The sequence below is a fragment of the Pseudomonas fuscovaginae SE-1 genome (assembly GCF_000364705.1).
Classification (GTDB): domain Bacteria; phylum Pseudomonadota; class Gammaproteobacteria; order Pseudomonadales; family Pseudomonadaceae; genus Aquipseudomonas; species Aquipseudomonas fuscovaginae_A.
In genome coordinates this window covers 1-17,046 of record NZ_AQOH01000242.1, presented here as the reverse complement: position 1 = coordinate 17,046, position 17,046 = coordinate 1, and the positions used below count along the sequence as shown (strand labels likewise).

The window sequence follows — 17,046 nt, the reverse complement described above, 5'->3', positions numbered from 1 at the left end:
GGAGACAAGCCAATTGATCCCCCTGCTTCGGCCAGCCCTACAACCGGGCGTGGCGAGCCGCGCCGCTGCGGGACTTGGCCATCGCGGCCAGCCGCACCGCGACGTTCGCCGCGCCGTAGCCGACATAGCCATTGCGCCGTTGCAGGATCTCGAAGAAGAAGCGCCCCTCGAACGGCTCGGTGTACACGTGGAACAGCTCGCCACCCTGGGTATCACGGTCATACAGCACGTTGTAATAGGCCAGTTCGCTGAGGAACTCGTCGTCGAAATCGAAGCGCGCCGCCAGGTCGTCGTAGTAGTTGAGCGGAATGTCCAGCAGCGGCACCCCGGCCTCCTTGGCCCGCCGGACTTCGGCGAAGATGTCCTCGCAATCGAAGGCGATATGGTGCACGCCGGAGCCGCGATAACTGGACAACGCATGGGAAATCGCCGTGTTGCGGTTCTCGGAGATGTTCAGCGGCAGACGGATCGAGCTGCAGCGGCTGCGCAGCGCCCGGCTCTTGACCAGGCCGTAGGGGTCGGGCAGCACCACCTCGTCGTCAGCCTCGAAGTCGAGCAGACTTTTGTAGAACAACACCCAACTGTCGAGACTGTCGGCAGGCAGCGCCATGGCCATGTGGTCGATACGCTTGAGCCCCCCCGTGCTCGAAGGGGCGGCGGACGACAGGTGGAAATCGGTTTCGTAGAGCTTCTGTCCGGCGGTTTGCTGGTCGGCCAGGTAAATCAGGCTACCGTCCGGGGCACGCACCGCCGCCAGTTCCAGCTCATTGGGCCCGACCAGGCCACGATAGGGCTGGCCCTTGTAGGCCACCGCGCGGGCCAGGGCGCTGGCGCTGTCCTTGACCCGGATTGCCGTGGCGCACAGCGACGGGCCATGGGCCTCGAAAAAGCTGTGGGCAAAGGAATAGGGCTCGGAGTTGAGAATCAGGTTGATATCGCCCTGGCGCAGCAGGCTGACACTTTTCGAACGGTGCTGGCCGACCTTGCTGAAACCCAGGCGCTCCAGCCAGTGGCGCAGCTTGGCACCGAGGCTTTCGTCCACGGCGAATTCGAGGAACTCGATGCCGTCGTTGTCGCTGACCGGCGGCGGCGCGAACAGGGTGTCGAGATGGGCCACCGGTACGGATTCCAGGGCCAGTCGCTCGCGGGTTTTCTCTTCCAGGTAGAGCAACGAGCGCAAACCATCGGCAGCGTTGGCCCGGGGTGGCGCGGCACGAAAACCGTCGTTGAAAATTTCCAGGGATAGCGGCCCGGTATAGCCACTCTTGATGATCGGCGCGAGAAACCCCGGCAGATCGAACTCGCCTTGCCCTGGGAAGCAGCGGAAATGCCGGCTCCACTCCAGCACATCCATCGCCAGGATCGGCGCATCGGCCATCTGTACGAAGAAGATCTTGTCGCCGGGAATCTGCGCGATGCCGCTCGGATCGCCCTTGAGCGACAGGGTGTGGAAGCTGTCGAGCAGGACGCCCAGGCTCGGATGATCGGCCTGGCGGACGATGTCCCAGACCTGCTGGTAGGTGTTGACGTGCCGGCCCCAGGCCAGGGCCTCGTAGCCGATACGCAGGCCACGGGCGCCGGCGCGCTCGGCCAGCAGGTGGAGGTCGTCGACCAGGATCTGCCGCTCGCCCAGGCTGTCGGCCGAGGCGTTGCTGCACACCAGCACCAGGTCGGTGCCCAACTCTTGCATCAGGTCGAACTTGCGCTCGGCCCGCTCCAGGTTGCGTGCCAGACGGTCGCGGCGGCAGCCTTCGAAATCGCGAAAGGGCTGGAACAGGGTGATGGCGATGCCCAGGTCCGCGCACCGCTGGCGGATTTCCCGCGGACTGCCGTCATAATAGAGCAGGTCGTTTTCGAAGATCTCCACGCCATCGAAGCCGGCGGCGGCAATGGCATCGAGTTTTTCCGGCAGGGTGCCGCTCAGGGACACGGTGGCTATGGAACGCTGCATGAGTCGACTCCCGGCAGTGGGCGTTTTTATTGTGGACACGGACCGAAACCGAGGGTGCGGTGGCAGTCGCCGATGGTCATGTTGACTGACAGACCGCTATCGCCAGCAAGCGGAACGCCGCCCGGCCGGCTCCCACGGAATGAGCTTCAGCGGGCCTCGGAAGTGACCGGATTATTGATGCAGCGAAGCCACGACTTCAATCAAAGTGTACGAACTGGTTAGTTTTGTGTGCGATTATCGACCACAATGGTCCGCGGCGAATTGACGGTCTTTTGCCCGCTGCGCACCATCGTCCGGGCCAAGGCAGTGCTTCAAACGTTCCGCAAACCCAGTCACAATTCCAAAAAACGGGTAATCGCTCATGCTTTCATCTTCGCAAAGCTCCCCTGTGAGCCAGGGCAGCACCGGCGGCGGCATCGCCGCCAAACTTCGCGGCGCCATGGCCGTCGGCTCGACCCGCTGGGGCATGCTGGCCCTGGTGTTCTTCGCCACCACCCTGAACTACATCGACCGTGCCGCCCTGGGCGTCATGCAGCCGATCCTCGCCAAGGAAATGAGCTGGACGGCGATGGACTACGCCAACATCAACTTCTGGTTCCAGGTCGGTTATGCCGTCGGTTTCGTCCTGCAGGGCCGGTTGATCGATCGTCTCGGCGTGAAGCGGGTATTCTTCTGCGCGGTACTGCTGTGGAGCCTGGCCACCGGCGCCCATGGTCTGGCGACCTCGGCGGTGGGCTTCATGATCTGCCGCTTCATCCTCGGCCTGACCGAAGCGGCCAACTACCCGGCCTGCGTGAAAACCACCCGGCTCTGGTTCCCCGCCGGCGAGCGGGCGGTGGCCACCGGCATCTTCAACGCAGGGACCAACGTCGGGGCGATGTTCACGCCGATGCTGCTGCCGATCGTCCTGCAGGTCTGGGGCTGGCAGGCCGCCTTCCTGTGCATGGCGGCGCTGGGCGGCATCTGGCTGCTGTTCTGGGGCCTGAAGTACTTCAACCCGGAAGATCACCCCTCGGTAAAGGCTTCGGAGCTGGCGTACGTCCAGAAGGAAGTCGAGCCGGAGCAACCCGGCGTGCCGTTCTCGCGGATCCTGCGCATGCGCGGCACCTGGGCCTTCGCCCTGGCCTACTCGCTGACCGCGCCGGTGTTCTGGTTCTACCTCTACTGGCTGCCGCCGTTCCTCAACCAGCAGTACAACCTGGGCATCAGCGTGACGCAGATGGGTATCCCGCTGATCATCATCTACCTGACCGCCGACTTCGGCAGCGTCGGTGGCGGTATCCTGTCCTCGTTCCTGATCGGTCGCGGGATGAACCCGATCCGCGCCCGCCTGCTGTCAATGCTGCTGTTCGCCTGCTGCATCATCGGCGTGGTGCTGGCGGCCGGCTCCAGTCACCTGTGGGTGGCGGTGGGGGCAATCTCCCTGGCCATCGGCGCGCACCAGGCCTGGACCGCGAATATCTGGAGCCTGGTGATGGACTACACGCCCAAGCACATGATGAGCACGGTATTCGGCTTTGGCGGCATGTGCGCGGCGATCGGCGGGATGTTCATGACGCAGTTGGTAGGCCATATCCTGACCATCACGAACAACAACTATGCGGTGTTGTTCACGCTGATCCCGGCGATGTACTTCCTGGCGCTGACCTGGATGTACTTCATGGCGCCGCGCAAGATTCCGAAGCTGGACGACTGAAGCCAGTCACCGGAAACCCTGGACTGTCCAACTTCTTGGGGCAGTCCAAACCTGTGGGAGCCGGCTTGCTGGCGATAGCGCCCTGACAGCCGATATCGTGGTTGGCTGAAAGGACGCTATCGCCAGCAAGCCGGCTCCCACAAGGCATACAGCGTGTGGGCGATGCAAGCATCGCCCACACTGGCATCAGAAATCGAAGAACACCGTCTCGCCCTCACCCTGGATACGGATATCGAACCGGTAGGCCGTCCGTCCATTCACTTCACAGCGCTGGGCAACCAGGGTTTCGCGACGCTGCGGCTGCTCGATCAGGTTGATCACCGGGCACTGGGCGTTGGCCTCGGCCTCGTCAGAGAAATACAGGCGGGTCTGCAGGTGGATGTTGATCCCCCGCGCGAACAGCGAGACATTGATATGCGGTGCCATCGGCACGCCGGCGGCGTTGTTCACCACACCCGGCTTGATGGTCTCCAGGGTCCACTCCCCCGCATCGAAGGTGGTCGCGGTGCGGCCGAAGCTGTTGAACGACTTCTCCGAATCGAACGCGCTGTCGTAGACCCCTTCGTGGTTGGCCTGCCAGAACTCCAGGAAGGAGTCGCGCACCAGGTGGCCGTTGCCATCGTAGACGTTGCCGAACAGCAGGATGTGTTCGCCGGGCGCGTCGGGCTTGGCCATCCGGTTCCAGATTTCCTCGGGACGGGGCGGGTTGCCGGCCGCCGCCAGCGCCAGGCCGATATGCACGTAGGGACCGGCGGTCTGGGACGGGGTTTCCATGAGCAGTTGAACAGGCATGGTCGGTCTCCTCAGCAGTTTTCGAAGTGGGTCTTGCGCTGGCCGCGCAGCACGATGTCGAAGCGATAGGCCAGGCAATCCATTGGATTGGCATTGCCCATGTCGAGCCGGGCGACCAGGCTCTGCACCGCCTCGGGGTTGGCGATCGACTTGACGATGGGGCACATCGGAATCAGCGGGTCGCCTTCGAAATACAGCTGGGTGATCAGCCGCGTGGCGATCGACGGGCCGCTGATCGACACGTGGATATGCGCCGGACGCCAGTCGTTCGGGCCGTTGCGCCACGGGTACGGCCCGGGCTTGATGGTGCGGAAGGTGTAGTGGCCGTCACGGTCGGTCAGCGCCCGGCCGACACCACCGAAGTTCGGGTCCAGGGGCGCCATGTAACGGTCGTTCTTGTGCCGATAGCGGCCGCCGGCGTTGGCCTGCCAGATTTCCACCAGGGTGTGGGGAATCGGCTTGCCGTACTGGTCGCAGACCCGGCCGGCGAGAATGATGCGCTCGCCCACCGGCAGGCCGCCATTGTTGAAGTTGAGCAGCAGGTCGTTGTCGAAACGGCCGAACTTCAAATGGGAAAAATCCGGGCCGGTGCTTTCGCTGACCGACTGCGGAATGCTCACCAGCGCCTGGCGCGGGGAACGGGCGATGGAGGTCTTGTAGTCCGGGGTCAGGGCCTTGGGGTGCCAATTACGGTCACGAATGACAAAACGACTGCTGTCTGCTTCAGACATGTCGGTCTCCTGTTGTTTTTATGGGAAAGGTAGCTGCACGCTACACACTGCAAATCACGCGCTTGCAGCCTGCCCCAACCGGAAACCGCTGAACATTGAAAAGCCGGGCCCAATCCATAACCAAATGGTTATGGGTACTGACCCTCCCGATAGGCCTGCCCCACTTCCCGCAGCACCTCCACGGCCCATTGTGCAGCCAGCGACAGCGGCAGGCTGGCATTGCTCGAAATGCCCACCGAACCGCCCGGTTCACGCTGCCCGAGGTCGATCTCATGCAACTCGCCCCGCGCCAGGTCGAGGCGCACCGCATCCAGCGGCGCCAGCCAAAGCGCAGCGCTGGACAACACGTAGCGCCGGCTCAAGGCCACCGACAGGGTTTCCAGGCGTTGCCGCGACGGACTGAGGCCGCACTGCACGAACAGGCTGTCGGCGAACTTGCGGATGGTGGTGCCCGCCAGCGGCAGCACCAGTGGATAGTTTTCCACCGCCGAACGATCCAGCGCGCCATCGAGCAGCGGATGATCGGGACGGGCCACCAGCGTCATGGATTCACTATAAAGATGCTCGAAGGTCAGGCCCTGGATCTCCGGGCTGTCGGTCATCCGCCCCACCACCAGGTCGACATCGCCGACCCGCAGTTGCGAGAGCAGGTAGGCACTCGGCCCCGTCACCACGCTGACCACCAGTGCCGGATGCCGCTCGTGCAGGCGCCGCACCACTTCCGGGATCAGCAGGCTTTCCACCGTCGACAGCACGCCGAGGCGCACCACGCCGGCGGCGTATTCACCTTCGCGCAAGGCCTGCACGCCCTCGCGCAGGGTCTGCACCGAAGGCCCGGCATAACGCAGGAACGCCACCCCGGCCTCGGTCAGGCTGATACCGCTCTTGCTGCGCTCGAACAGGCGGGTGTCCAGCAGCTCTTCCAGCTCCTTGAGGGTCTTGGACATCGCCGGCTGGCTCACCGCCAGAACATCCGCCGCCCGCGCCAGGCTGCCCTGGCGGGCCATTTCCAGGAAGCACACGAGGTGGCGGAATTTGATGCGGGTATCGATGTTCACGAGACGGCGGACTCCGGGTACGGATCGGGACGACGCCAATTGTGTCTGATATTCGACGCCGGCGGCGGTTTCTCAAGCGAATCCGCGGCCTGACGACCGGACTGGCGGTGACGCGTCGCGGCAACGACACTCAAATGGCACAACGACGGGAGGATTCCCACATGCTCTGGAAAAAAGGACGGCGCAGCGACAACGTGGTGGATGCCCGCAACGACGACAATGCCGGTGGCGGCGGTCTGCGCTTCGGCGGCGGCAAGGGCTTGAGCCTGACAGCGGTGGTGTTGATCGTCGGCATCGGCCTGCTGACCGGCCAGGATCCGATGCAGATTCTCGGACAACTCAGCGGTCAGTTGAGCCAGCCATCGGCGGTCTCCACCCAACAGACGCGCCAGACGCCGCCGGCCAATGACGAACAGGCGGACTTCGTCCGGGCGATCCTCGGCGACACCGAGGACACCTGGGGCCAGATCTTCCAGCAGGCCGCACGCCAGTACCGCGATCCGACGCTGGTGCTGTTTCGCGGCCGGGTCGCCTCGGCCTGCGGCTTGGCCTCGTCGGCCACCGGACCGTTCTACTGCCCGGCGGACCAGCGGGTCTACCTGGACCTGGATTTCTTCCGCGAGATGTCCCAACGCTTCAAGGCTGCCGGCGAATTCGCACAGGCCTACGTGATCGCCCACGAAGTCGGTCATCACGTACAGACCCTTCTCGGCGTGTCGGCCAAGATGCAGGCGGCGCGCCAACAAGGCCGGCGGATGGAAGGTGATGGCGGCCTGTTGGTACGCCAGGAGCTGCAAGCCGACTGCCTGGCCGGTGTCTGGGCCTGGCACGCGCAGCAACGCCTGCACTGGCTGGAGCCCGGCGACGTGGAAGAGGCCTTGAACGCCGCCAACGCAATCGGTGATGATCGCCTGCAACAACAGGGTCAGGGCCGCGTGGTTCCCGACTCCTTCACCCATGGCACGTCCGCGCAGCGGGTGCGCTGGTTCAAGGTCGGCTTCGCCCAGGGGCAACTCAGTCAATGCGATACCTTTGCCGCAAAGAGTTTGTGAATGAATGGGGAGTGGCTTGCTCATGGGCGTGTTTCGTCAGTTGACTTCCCTGACGTCTGGTCGGGCGCTATCGCCAGCAAGCCGGCTCCTACAGGGGACCGTGCTGCTGGGGGTGTGCCTCGGCGCAGGGGCGGCGGAGCATGGGGTCAGGGAGGTCAGCCCCAACCACCTGAAGCTGTCGGGCGGCGAATTGAGTGTCGGCCTGAGTCGCGACTGGCGCGGGCCGATGCCCGATGTACAGCGGGTGCTGATCATCGTCCACGGCCGCCTGCGCAACGCCATGACCTACCTGCAGGGTGCGGAAACGGCCGCGTCCCAGGCAGGCCAGGCGAGCAGCACGCTGATCATTGCGCCGCAGTTTCTCAACGAGAGCGATGTGCGGCGCAATCACCTGCCCGACCGACTGCTGCGCTGGCACGACAATGACTGGATGGCCGGCGAAGCCGCCGTCGGCTCGGCGTCGATGAGCTCCTATGCGGCGGTGGATGAAGTGCTGGCGCGCCTGGGCAACCGCAAGAAATTCCCGGCGCTGCGCGAGGTGGTGATTGCCGGGCATTCCGGCGGTGGCCAGGTGGTCCAGCGCTACGCCCTGGTCGGGCACGGCGATGCGCAGTTGGCCAGCAGCGGCATCCGCTTGCGCTACGTGGTCGCCAACCCTTCGTCCTACGCCTACTTCAGCGCCCAACGGCCGGCGAAGGGCTTCGATCCGGCGGGCTGTCCGGGCTTCAATGACTGGAAGTACGGCCTACAGAACCTACCGGTGTATGCCACCGGGCAATCACCAGCCCAACTGGAACAGGCCTACGTGCAGCGCGATGTCACCTACCTGCTCGGGCAGCAGGACACCAATCCCAACCACCCGGCCCTGGACAGGAGTTGCGCGGCCGAGGCCCAGGGCGCCTATCGGTTGGTTCGCGGACACAACTACTTTGCCTATCTGCAGCAACGGCATCCGCGGGGGTTGGCGCAGAAGCTGGTGGAGGTACCGGGTGTGGGGCATGACGGCAACCGGATGTTCACTTCGCCGCAGGGGCAGAACGTGTTGTTCAGCCAGTAACCGCACACAGCGTGGCGAGCGGGCTTGCCCGCGCTCGGCTGCACCGCAGCCGTAAACGAGCCATTGCGGTCTGACTGACAAGCCGTGACGACCGGGTCTGGGAGCGCTTTGCGCTCCAGCGCGGGCAAGCCCGCTCGCCACGAAGGGTATCTGTCTGCAAAGGTGTCGACTGACAGATCGCCATCGCCCGCAAGCCGGCTCCTACAGAGGTAGCGGCCTGCTCACGATGGCTGACTGATCAACTGCTGCAGCGCCGCGCAATCCTCGGCATGCCAGTCGGCCAGCTCCGGCCACGGATTGTCCGGCAGATTCACCAGCACGGTCCGGGTTCCCGCCGCCCGGCCACAGTCGAGGTCGAAGCGGTAGTCACCGACCATCACCATCTCGCTCGGCTCAACATTCCAGGCCTCGGCCAGTTTCAGCAGGCCGCCCGGGTGCGGCTTGGGCGGCGCGTCGTCGCGACCCAGCACATCCTCGATGGCGAAGCAGTCGGCCAGGCCGATCGCCTGCAGCGTGACATGCGCCAGCTCACGGGCATTGCGCGTCAGGATGCCCAGGCGGTAACCGCGCCCGGCCAGTTCGCGCACCAGTTCCACCGCGCCCACCGCCGGTTTCGAGTCCAGCGCCAGGTCGCGCTCATGCTCCAGCAACCAGGCATGCTTGGCCGCCGCCTCGTCGGCCGGCAACGCCGCCAGGTGGGTGAGGATGTCGTCCTCCGGAGGGATCGACAAGGCCACGCGGATCGCCGCGAAATCGTGCACGGCGACGGTCAGGGTGCCGTCCATGTCGAACACCCAGTGACGCACATCGGCCAGGCTCATGCCCAGTCCTTGCGATGACGGATCAGGCCTTCCTGGGTCACCGACGCCACCAGCACGCCGGCGCGGTTGTACACGCTGCCACGGGAGAAACCACGGGAGTTGCCGGCCCAGGGGCTGTCCATCGCGTACAGCAGCCAGTCATCGGCGCGCAGGTCGGCGTGGAACCACAACGCGTGGTCGAGGCTGGCGACCTGCATGTCCTTCTGCCACACCGAGCGGCCATGGGGCAGCATCGAGGTGGTCAGCAGGCCGAAGTCCGAGGCATAGGCCAGCAGGTACTTGTGCAGGGCCGGGATATCGGCCAGGGCGCCGTCGGCACGGAACCAGACGTACTTGATCGGATCAGCCGGCTGCGGATTGTAGGGGTCCTTCTCGGTCACCGGGCGCACTTCGATCGGCTTGGGGCACAGCAGCTTGTCGCGCATGTGCTCGGGGATCAGGTGCGCGCGCTGGCGGGTGATCTCCAGCTCCGAGGGCAGGTTCTGCGGCCCGACCACCTGCGGCATGCTGCTCTGGTGCTCGAAACCCTGTTCGTCGTACTGGAACGACGCGCTGCAGGTGAAGATCGGGTGGCCCTTCTGGATCGCGGTCACGCGCCGGGTGCTGAAGCTGCCGCCGTCGCGCACGCGGTCGACCGAGTACACCACCGGCAGCGCCGCATCACCGGGACGCAGGAAGTAGCCGTGCAGCGAGTGCACGTGTCGCGCATCCTCGACGGTCTGGCTCGCCGCCGACAGCGACTGGCCCAGCACCTGGCCACCGAACAACTGGCGAAAGCCGAGGTCCTGGCTACGCCCGCGAAAGAGGTTTTCCTCGATCGATTCCAGGGTCAGCAAATCGACCAGGTCTTCCAGCACTTGGCTCATCAAAACGCTCCTCACACAGGGCAATGCCGCCGGGTCTTGACCGCGGCGATCGAGGTCATTCGCTGTTCGATGACAGCACTCATGCCGCAAATGATACAGCGTTTGCGGCACCTGGGCCCGTAAACGCTAGCCGTGCAGGGTTTCCAGCCACTGGTCGCGGCTGATGCGGTACAGCACGTGCTTGCGCAGCGGATGGTCCTCGGCCAGCTTGGGGTGCTCGAAATCCGCCGTCGGGTCGTAGTGCATGCCGATGGCCTGCATGACCTTCTGCGAAGGGGTATTGGCCTCGGTGGTGAACGCCACCACCTCCTCCAGCGCCAAGCGGTCGAAGGCGCAGCGCAAAGCGGTCCAGGCGGCCTCGCTGGCGTAGCCCAGGCCCCAGTGTTCATGGGCCAGACGCCAGCCGATTTCCACCGCCGGGGTGAAATCGGCGTCGAAGTTGACGTGGGCCAGCCCGGTCAGGCCGATGAACGCACCGGTGTCCTTGCGCTCCAGGGCCCAGAGACCAAACCCGTGCTCGGCGAAATGGCCGCGGATGCGCCCGATCAACGCGGCGCTTTCCAGACGGCTCAAGGCCACCGGGAAATAGCGCATGACTTGGGGATCGGCGCACATCCGGGCAAACTCCGGCAAGTCGTCGTCACGCCACTGGCGCAACAGCAGACGCGCGCTCTCAAGTTCCAGTATCGGCTCCATCACTCCCCCTCCAGGATTCCTTGCCACGCGGTTTCCTGCCCGCAAGTGTATCGCGCTGATAAGATCCTTCCTTATTCCTACATGAAATCGCCATGCCATTGCCACTGATCTATCACGACGACTACAGCCCCGAGTTTCCGCCGGAGCATCGGTTCCCCATGGACAAGTTCCGCCTGCTGCGCGATCACCTGGTGGACAGTGGCCTCACCAGCGACCCGGCACTTCTGCGTCCAGAGATCTGCCCTGTGGATATCCTCGCCCTGGCCCATGACCGCGATTACATCGAGCGCTACATGGCCGGCGAGCTGTCCCGCGAAGACCAGCGCCGCCTCGGCCTGCCCTGGAACGAAGCCCTGGCCCGCCGTACCGTACGGGCAGTGGGCGGCTCGCTGCTGGCCGCCGAGCAGGCTCTGGAACACGGCCTGGCCTGTCACCTGGCCGGTGGCACCCATCATGCCCATTACGACCACCCGGCGGGTTTCTGCATCTTCAACGACCTCGCGGTGATCAGCCGCTATTTCCTCGAGAGCGGACGCGTGGGCCGGGTGCTGATCTTCGATTGCGACGTGCACCAGGGCGACGGCACCGCCCGCATCCTTGAAGACACTCCCGAGGCCATTACGGTTTCCCTGCACTGCGAGAAAAATTTCCCGGCGCGCAAGGCCCGCAGTGACTGGGATATTCCCCTGCCCATGGGCATGGGCGATGCCGACTACCTGCAAGTGGTGGACGATGCGCTGAACTACCTGCTGCCGCTGTATCAGCCGGACCTGGTGCTGTACGACGCCGGCGTCGACGTGCACAAGGACGATGCCCTCGGCTACCTGAAGCTGACCGACGAAGGCGTGGCGGCGCGGGATGAGAAGGTTCTGCGCCAGTGCCTGGGGCGTGACATCCCGGTGGTCGGGGTGATCGGCGGCGGCTACAGCAAGGACCGCCAGGCCCTGGCCCGCCGGCATGGCATCCTCCATCACAGTGCGCAGCGGGTCTGGGCGTCATCAGGCTGTCATTGAGTTGTGCAGGTTTACCCACAATGGCTGTGGAACCGCCTGTGGATAACCTGCGTGAAAGGCTGCACAGGCCTTGCCGGGCAAGGCTGACGGACGGTTGTATGTTTTTCGTACACATGCCGATGGCGTGCCGTTTCGATCGATGGGTGCACGACAGGAAGGCTCATTCGCGGGCAAGCCCGGCTCAGTGACCGCATCAAACTCGTGCGTTGAGGACGACACGAATCCTGTAGGCGCCGGGCTTGCCCGCGAAGAGGCCCGCAACCGCCCACACACCACAAGGCTGTGGAAAAACGTAGAATACGCGCCCCGTCCAGCCGATTCGCAGCCCCTCATGAGCCGTCCAGCCCCCGATACCCCTTCCCGCGTCGCCATCATCGGCGGCGGCCCAGCCGGCCTGATGGCCGCCGAGGTGCTGAGCCAGGCGGGTCTCCAGGTCGATCTGTACGACGGCATGCCCTCGGTCGGACGCAAGTTCCTGCTGGCAGGCGTCGGCGGCATGAACATCACTCATTCGGAGCCCTACCCGGCGTTTCTCTCGCGTTATGCCGAACGCGCACCGCAGATCGCACCGATGCTGCGGGCCTTCGGCGCCGATGAATTGCGCGAGTGGATTCACGGCCTGGGGATCACTACGTTTGTCGGTACTTCCGGCCGGGTGTTCCCCAGCGACATGAAAGCCGCCCCGCTGCTACGTGTCTGGCTCAAGCGCCTGCGCGATGCCGGCGTGGTTATCCACACCCGTCATCGGTGGGTAGGCTGGCGGGACGGTAAGCTGGTTATCCACAGCCCGGACGGCGAAAGGCTGGTCGAGGCCGAGGCGACCCTGCTGGCCCTCGGTGGCGGCAGCTGGGCCCGGCTGGGCTCTGATGGTGCCTGGTTGCCGCTGCTGCAACAGCAGGCTGTCGCGGTGGCGCCGCTGCAACCGAGCAATTGCGGCTTCGAGGTCACGGCCTGGAGCCCACTGCTCAAGGACAAGTTCGCCGGCGCCCCGTTGAAGAACGTCGCCATCGGTCTGCGGCACGACGCCCTTCGCCTGGGCGAATGCGTGATCACCGCCAGCGGGATCGAAGGCAGCCTGATCTATGCCCTGTCCGCCGGAATCCGTGAACAGATCAACCGACAGGGCTCGGCCGTCATCGAGATCGACCTGCTGCCGGGCAAGACCCGTGAACAACTGCGCACGGCCCTCGCCAAGCCACGTGGTTCGCGCTCGATGGCCAAGCACCTGCACAGCCAGGTGGGTATCGACGGGGTCAAGGCGGCGTTGTTGCGTGAGCTGACGGATGCCGCCTGCTTCGGCGATCCCGAGCAGTTGGCCCGCGCGATCAAGGCCCTGCCGCTCAGGCTGGTGGCGCCCCGTCCGCTGGACGAGGCGATCAGCAGTGCCGGTGGCGTGACGTTCGAAGCGATGGATGAGCGGCTGATGCTCAAGGCGCTGCCGGGAGTGTTCTGCGCCGGCGAAATGCTCGACTGGGAAGCGCCGACCGGCGGCTATCTGCTGACTGCCTGCTTTGCCAGCGGGCGGGTCGCGGGGAAAGGCATCCTGGAGTGGCTCAAGCGCCGCTCCTGAACATCCCCTGACCCGAGCCCGCACGGCCGCTGTAGGAGCAGGACTTGCCCGCGAAGGCACCCTCAAGGACGCCAAAAGCTTCGCGGGCAAGCCCTGCTCCTACAAGATCCGCGTCTGTGGGAGAAGGATTTACCGAGGCGTCGGACCACCGCGAATAAGCCCTCAAGCCTTGCGCAGAACCCTAGGCTCTGTCTGAAAAATCTTGATACTCGGTGATGCTGCGTTGAAAACCGCCTCGGAATGCTCATTTACTCCAGTAAAGTCGGGCGCGACCCCGGCCGTTCCTCGGCGGTTTTCGCCTTGCCTGACCTTCGTCTCAAGACTTTTCAGACAAAGCCTAGCCTCTCCCACAAGCACCGAGGCAGGACTCAAGGCTTGCGCTTGCGCGGCCCGGTGTTGAACGCCGGGACCTTGCGCACCGGTTTGACCGGCGGCGCGACCTCTTCCGGCTTCTCGCCACTGTCCACCCAACGTCCCAGGTTGCGCTTGCCACCGCCCGACTCCTTGGGTTTCTTCGGCTTCTTCGGTTTCTTCACCACGTTGCCAGCCCCATCGGTCTGCGGTACCCGGTGATCCGGCTCGAAACCGGCCTCGTCCTGGCGCTTGAGGGTCTGGCGCGTCAGGGTCTCGATCGCCGACAACAGGTTCACCTCATCGGCGCACACCAGGGAAATCGCCTCACCGGTGGAGCCGGCACGACCGGTGCGACCGATCCGGTGCACATAGTCCTCGGCGACGATCGGCAGGTCGAGGTTGACCACCAGCGGCAGGTCTTCGATATCCAGGCCCCGGGCCGCGACATCGGTCGCCACCAGGATCTGCACTTCGCCCTGCTTGAAGCTGTCCAGCGCGCGCTGGCGGGTCGCCTGCGGCCGGTCGCCGTGGATGCCGTCGGCACTCACCCCCAGGCCCTGGAGTTTCTCCACAAGCTGGTCGACACCATTGCGGGTCTTGGCGAACACCAGCACCTGCTTCCACTTGTTCTTGCGCAGCAGGTGCACGAACAGTTCCGACTTGCGCTTCTTGTCGACCGTCACCACCCATTGCTTGACGGTACTGGCCGCCACGTTGCGCGGACTGACCTCGATGCTCAGCGGGTCGTTCAGGGTCTGCCCGGCCAGCAGGCGGATGGCATCGGAGAAGGTTGCCGAGAACAGCAGGGTCTGGCGCTTCTTCGGCAGCGCCCGGTAGATGTTGCCCAGCTCTTCCTGGAAGCCCAGGTCGAGCATGCGGTCGGCCTCATCCAGTACCAGGGTCTGTAACTGGTTGAACTTGATGGCGTTCTGGCGGAACAGGTCGAGCAGGCGGCCGGGGGTCGCCACCAGCAGATCGACGCCACGGCGCAGCTTCATCATCTGCGGGTTGATGCTGACCCCGCCGTACACCGCGTAGGTGCTCAGCGGCAGGTGCTCGGCGTACTGACGAACACTCTCATGGACCTGCTCGGCCAATTCGCGGGTCGGCACCAGGATCAGCGCTCGCAGCGAGTTGGCCGCGACCTTGGGCCCTTCCATGGCCAGCAGTTGCAGCAATGGCAGGGCGAAACCGGCGGTCTTGCCGGTGCCGGTCTGGGCCGCGGCCATCAGGTCACGGCCGGCCAGCACGGCGGGAATGGCCTGGGCCTGGACCGGCGTCGGCTCCTTGTAGCCGAGAGTGTCCAGGGCCCGGGTCAGGGGTTCGATCAGGCCGAGAGTGGCGAATGTCATGCAAGTACCATAAAAAAGAGCACCGTGGGAAAAGAGTCAGCGCAAGAAGCCATGCGCGGCAGTTTACCCTGTCAGGCCCCTTTCGGCTTGCGCCACTGCGGCAAACCGATCAACACCACGGCACTGATGATCACCGCCATGGCCAGGCATTCGTGCCAGCCGATGTGCTCGTCGGCGAACAGGATGCCCAGCAGCACCGCCACTGCCGGGTTGACGTAGGCATAGCTGGTGGCCGCCGCCGGGCGGACGTTCTTGAGCAGGTACATGTAGGCGTTGAAGGCGATGATCGAGCCGAAGAGCACCAGGTAGGCCATGACCGCCCAGCCTTCCACGGAGGGCATCTGGGTCAGGCGCTCGCCGCGGGCGAAACTGGCCAGCAGCAGCACTACGCCGGCCACCAGCATTTCCGCCGCGCTCGCCATGCCGCCGGACGGCAGCGGCAGGTGCTTGCTCCAGACCGAGCCGAAAGACCAACTGGCCGCCGCCAGCAGGATCAGGCCCGCGCCCAGCGGGCTGCCCTGCAGATTGGAACCCATGTTGAGCAGCGCGATACCGATCAGCCCGAGCACGATACCGGCCCATTCGAGACGAGTGGCACGGCCACCCCAGAAGTAGCCGCAAAGCAGGGTGAACAGCGGCACGGTGGCGACCGTCAGCGCAGCAATGCCCGAGGCCACGCCGATATACTCGGCGAGAGTCACCGCACCGTTGCCGACCGTCAGCAGCAATATGCCAATCACCGCGGCGGCCTTCCACTGCTGCCAGGTCGGCGCCGGCACTCCGCGCCAGCGCTGGTAGGCATACATCAGGGCACCGGCGATCACGAAGCGCAGACCGGCCATCAGCAGCGGCGGCCAGGACTCCACACCGATGCGGATCGCCAGGTAGGTCGATCCCCAGATGAAATACAACGCGAAAAAGGCACCGATCAACGGTAGCGGAAAGCGGCGAGGCGCGGACATGGGTGGCTCGGGGCAGGACAAGGGAAGGCTATTCTAGAAAGGCCAACGACAAATAATAAGTTACAAAACCGCGTTATCATGCCAGTACACTTTCTAAAAAACGGATATCACGGGCATGACCCGTGTTTTCGAAAGCGGGTATTGCAGAGGCTTTTGTAGATGGACAAGTACGACCGTTTGATCCTGGGAGCCCTGCTGGAAAACGGCCGCGCCTCGTTCGCCGAACTGGCGCGCAGGGTCAACCTGTCCGCCCCGGCCGTGGCCGAGCGGGTGTCGAAGCTCGAAAGCTGTGGCGTGATCACCGGCTACCAGGCCAAGGTCGACCTGGACAAGCTCGGCCTGCCGATCCGTTGCGTGATCGAATTGCGCCTGAACCAACATGGCAAGCAGCAGATCTACGACGAACTCGCGCAGATCCCGCAGATCACCGAATGCCATCGGGTCACGGGCGATCCCTGCGTGATCATGCAGGCGGCGGTGGGCTCTATGGGCGAGTTGGAGGAACTGATCAACCGGGTGGCCCAGTTCGGCCTCAGCAAGACCTCGGTCGTGCTGTCCAGCGCCATCGAGCCGCGGGTGCCGTTGGGGCATCTGGAGAGCAACGGCAATGGCAAGGCCAAGGGCTGACAAGACGGGAAGCTGGCTCCAGCTTGTGGTGATCGGACCAGGGGGATGTGGCGATCGAACTTTTGTGGCGAGCGGGCTGGGCTTGTGTGGCGAGCGGGCTTGCCCGCGCTGGGGCGCAAAGCGGCCCCAAACCAGACGATCGAGTTTCATCAGGTACAACAGTGCAAGCAGGTTTACGGCTGCCTTGCAGCCGAGCGCGGGCAAGCCCGCTCGCCACACAAGCCCAGCCCGCTCGCCATAGAATCATTCAGGTCAGCCCCTCACCAGAGACAACCACTCCCGGCCACTGGCACCACCTGCGGCATGTCCCGCAGGCGAATCCAGGGTTCCTTGCGCCAGTACAGCAGGCTCACCACGCCACCACTCCAGCAAGCCCCGGCTCGGGTGTCACCGCCAATGTAAAACTGTAGTGGTCTACTAACCCCGGACACCTTTTTAGGCGAGAATG

Annotated in this window: 15 protein-coding genes; 6 read left to right on the top strand and 9 right to left on the bottom strand. The window is 64.6% G+C overall.

What is annotated here, in order from left to right; genetic code table 11:
* Positions 1 to 37 precede the first annotated feature (37 nt).
* The gene (gene quiC / locus K675_RS0120475; protein WP_017905344.1) at positions 38 to 1,951 is read right to left on the bottom strand and encodes a 3-dehydroshikimate dehydratase QuiC; all 1,914 of its coding nucleotides are present in this window, start codon (positions 1,949 to 1,951) and stop codon (positions 38 to 40) included.
* A 361-nt stretch (positions 1,952 to 2,312) separates the two neighbouring features.
* Here quiC and K675_RS0120470 point away from each other — a divergent pair, with 361 nt between their 5' ends.
* On the top strand, positions 2,313 to 3,647 hold the full coding sequence (locus K675_RS0120470) for an MFS transporter (RefSeq protein WP_026145381.1): 1,335 nt from the start codon (positions 2,313 to 2,315) through the stop codon (positions 3,645 to 3,647).
* 186 nt (positions 3,648 to 3,833) lie between these two features.
* On the opposite strand, the gene pcaG is transcribed toward K675_RS0120470, so the two are convergent.
* The 3 genes from pcaG to pcaQ all read right to left on the bottom strand — a co-directional run bounded on the left by pcaG (position 3,834) and on the right by pcaQ (position 6,228).
* Entirely contained in the window at positions 3,834 to 4,439 is a 606-nt protein-coding gene (gene pcaG / locus K675_RS0120465) for a protocatechuate 3,4-dioxygenase subunit alpha (RefSeq protein ID WP_017905342.1), read from the bottom strand.
* Positions 4,440 to 4,450: 11 nt separating this feature from the next.
* Positions 4,451 to 5,170 carry a protocatechuate 3,4-dioxygenase subunit beta gene (gene pcaH, locus K675_RS0120460; RefSeq protein WP_017905341.1) on the bottom strand — a complete coding sequence of 240 codons (720 nt, stop codon included), beginning with the start codon at positions 5,168 to 5,170 and terminating at the stop codon, positions 4,451 to 4,453.
* Between the two features lie 128 nt (positions 5,171 to 5,298).
* Positions 5,299 to 6,228, bottom strand: a complete 930-nt coding sequence (pcaQ, locus tag K675_RS0120455) for a pca operon transcription factor PcaQ (protein ID WP_017905340.1) — start codon at positions 6,226 to 6,228, stop codon at positions 5,299 to 5,301.
* 161 nt (positions 6,229 to 6,389) lie between these two features.
* Here pcaQ and ypfJ point away from each other — a divergent pair, with 161 nt between their 5' ends.
* Positions 6,390 to 7,280 carry a KPN_02809 family neutral zinc metallopeptidase gene (gene ypfJ / locus K675_RS0120450; RefSeq protein ID WP_017905339.1) on the top strand — a complete coding sequence of 297 codons (891 nt, stop codon included), beginning with the start codon at positions 6,390 to 6,392 and terminating at the stop codon, positions 7,278 to 7,280.
* Positions 7,281 to 7,302: 22 nt separating this feature from the next.
* Positions 7,303 to 8,337, top strand: coding sequence for an alpha/beta hydrolase (locus K675_RS0120445; RefSeq protein WP_232434456.1), 1,035 nt, complete (start codon positions 7,303 to 7,305; stop codon positions 8,335 to 8,337).
* Positions 8,338 to 8,558: 221 nt separating this feature from the next.
* On the opposite strand, the gene K675_RS0120440 is transcribed toward K675_RS0120445, so the two are convergent.
* From K675_RS0120440 to K675_RS0120430, 3 genes are all read right to left on the bottom strand, one after another.
* The gene (locus K675_RS0120440) at positions 8,559 to 9,158 is read right to left on the bottom strand and encodes an HAD family hydrolase (RefSeq protein WP_017905337.1); all 600 of its coding nucleotides are present in this window, start codon (positions 9,156 to 9,158) and stop codon (positions 8,559 to 8,561) included.
* Entirely contained in the window at positions 9,155 to 10,024 is an 870-nt protein-coding gene (tesB, locus tag K675_RS0120435) for an acyl-CoA thioesterase II (RefSeq protein WP_017905336.1), read from the bottom strand. The genes K675_RS0120440 and tesB overlap by 4 nt, the downstream gene beginning before the upstream one ends.
* A 126-nt stretch (positions 10,025 to 10,150) precedes the next feature.
* Complete coding sequence (locus tag K675_RS0120430; RefSeq protein WP_017905335.1) at positions 10,151 to 10,720, bottom strand: GNAT family N-acetyltransferase; 570 nt, start codon at positions 10,718 to 10,720, stop codon at positions 10,151 to 10,153.
* 92 nt (positions 10,721 to 10,812) lie between these two features.
* On the opposite strand from K675_RS0120430, the gene K675_RS0120425 reads away from it, so the two are divergent.
* Together K675_RS0120425 and K675_RS0120420 are read left to right on the top strand one after the other, a co-directional pair.
* Positions 10,813 to 11,733, top strand: a complete 921-nt coding sequence (locus K675_RS0120425) for a histone deacetylase family protein (protein WP_017905334.1) — start codon at positions 10,813 to 10,815, stop codon at positions 11,731 to 11,733.
* A 331-nt stretch (positions 11,734 to 12,064) separates the two neighbouring features.
* A complete protein-coding gene (locus tag K675_RS0120420) occupies positions 12,065 to 13,303 on the top strand; it encodes a TIGR03862 family flavoprotein (RefSeq protein ID WP_017905333.1) in 1,239 nt (412 codons plus the stop codon).
* A 368-nt stretch (positions 13,304 to 13,671) separates the two neighbouring features.
* On the opposite strand, the gene K675_RS0120415 is transcribed toward K675_RS0120420, so the two are convergent.
* Complete coding sequence (locus K675_RS0120415; protein ID WP_017905332.1) at positions 13,672 to 15,009, bottom strand: DEAD/DEAH box helicase; 1,338 nt, start codon at positions 15,007 to 15,009, stop codon at positions 13,672 to 13,674.
* A gap of 71 nt (positions 15,010 to 15,080) precedes the next feature.
* Complete coding sequence (yedA, locus tag K675_RS0120410) at positions 15,081 to 15,971, bottom strand: drug/metabolite exporter YedA (protein ID WP_017905331.1); 891 nt, start codon at positions 15,969 to 15,971, stop codon at positions 15,081 to 15,083.
* A gap of 159 nt (positions 15,972 to 16,130) precedes the next feature.
* Here yedA and K675_RS0120405 point away from each other — a divergent pair, with 159 nt between their 5' ends.
* Entirely contained in the window at positions 16,131 to 16,598 is a 468-nt protein-coding gene (locus tag K675_RS0120405; RefSeq protein WP_017905330.1) for an Lrp/AsnC family transcriptional regulator, read from the top strand.
* The last annotated feature ends 448 nt before the right edge of the window (positions 16,599 to 17,046 follow it).

Bases quoted from the DNA above. Each gene is read 5' to 3' on its own strand.
- tesB (WP_017905336.1), bottom strand. From the start codon at position 10,024: ATGAGCCAAGTGCTGGAAGACCTGGTCGATTTGCTGACCCTGGAATCG.
- K675_RS0120470 (WP_026145381.1), top strand. From the start codon at position 2,313: ATGCTTTCATCTTCGCAAAGCTCCCCTGTGAGCCAGGGCAGCACCGGC.
- quiC (WP_017905344.1), bottom strand. From the start codon at position 1,951: ATGCAGCGTTCCATAGCCACCGTGTCCCTGAGCGGCACCCTGCCGGAA.
- K675_RS0120440 (WP_017905337.1), bottom strand. From the start codon at position 9,158: ATGAGCCTGGCCGATGTGCGTCACTGGGTGTTCGACATGGACGGCACC.
- pcaH (WP_017905341.1), bottom strand. From the start codon at position 5,170: ATGTCTGAAGCAGACAGCAGTCGTTTTGTCATTCGTGACCGTAATTGG.
- pcaG (WP_017905342.1), bottom strand. From the start codon at position 4,439: ATGCCTGTTCAACTGCTCATGGAAACCCCGTCCCAGACCGCCGGTCCC.
- ypfJ (WP_017905339.1), top strand. From the start codon at position 6,390: ATGCTCTGGAAAAAAGGACGGCGCAGCGACAACGTGGTGGATGCCCGC.
- K675_RS0120445 (WP_232434456.1), top strand. From the start codon at position 7,303: ATGGGCGTGTTTCGTCAGTTGACTTCCCTGACGTCTGGTCGGGCGCTA.
- K675_RS0120430 (WP_017905335.1), bottom strand. From the start codon at position 10,720: ATGGAGCCGATACTGGAACTTGAGAGCGCGCGTCTGCTGTTGCGCCAG.
- K675_RS0120420 (WP_017905333.1), top strand. From the start codon at position 12,065: ATGAGCCGTCCAGCCCCCGATACCCCTTCCCGCGTCGCCATCATCGGC.
- K675_RS0120405 (WP_017905330.1), top strand. From the start codon at position 16,131: ATGGACAAGTACGACCGTTTGATCCTGGGAGCCCTGCTGGAAAACGGC.
- K675_RS0120425 (WP_017905334.1), top strand. From the start codon at position 10,813: ATGCCATTGCCACTGATCTATCACGACGACTACAGCCCCGAGTTTCCG.
- K675_RS0120415 (WP_017905332.1), bottom strand. From the start codon at position 15,009: ATGACATTCGCCACTCTCGGCCTGATCGAACCCCTGACCCGGGCCCTG.
- yedA (WP_017905331.1), bottom strand. From the start codon at position 15,971: ATGTCCGCGCCTCGCCGCTTTCCGCTACCGTTGATCGGTGCCTTTTTC.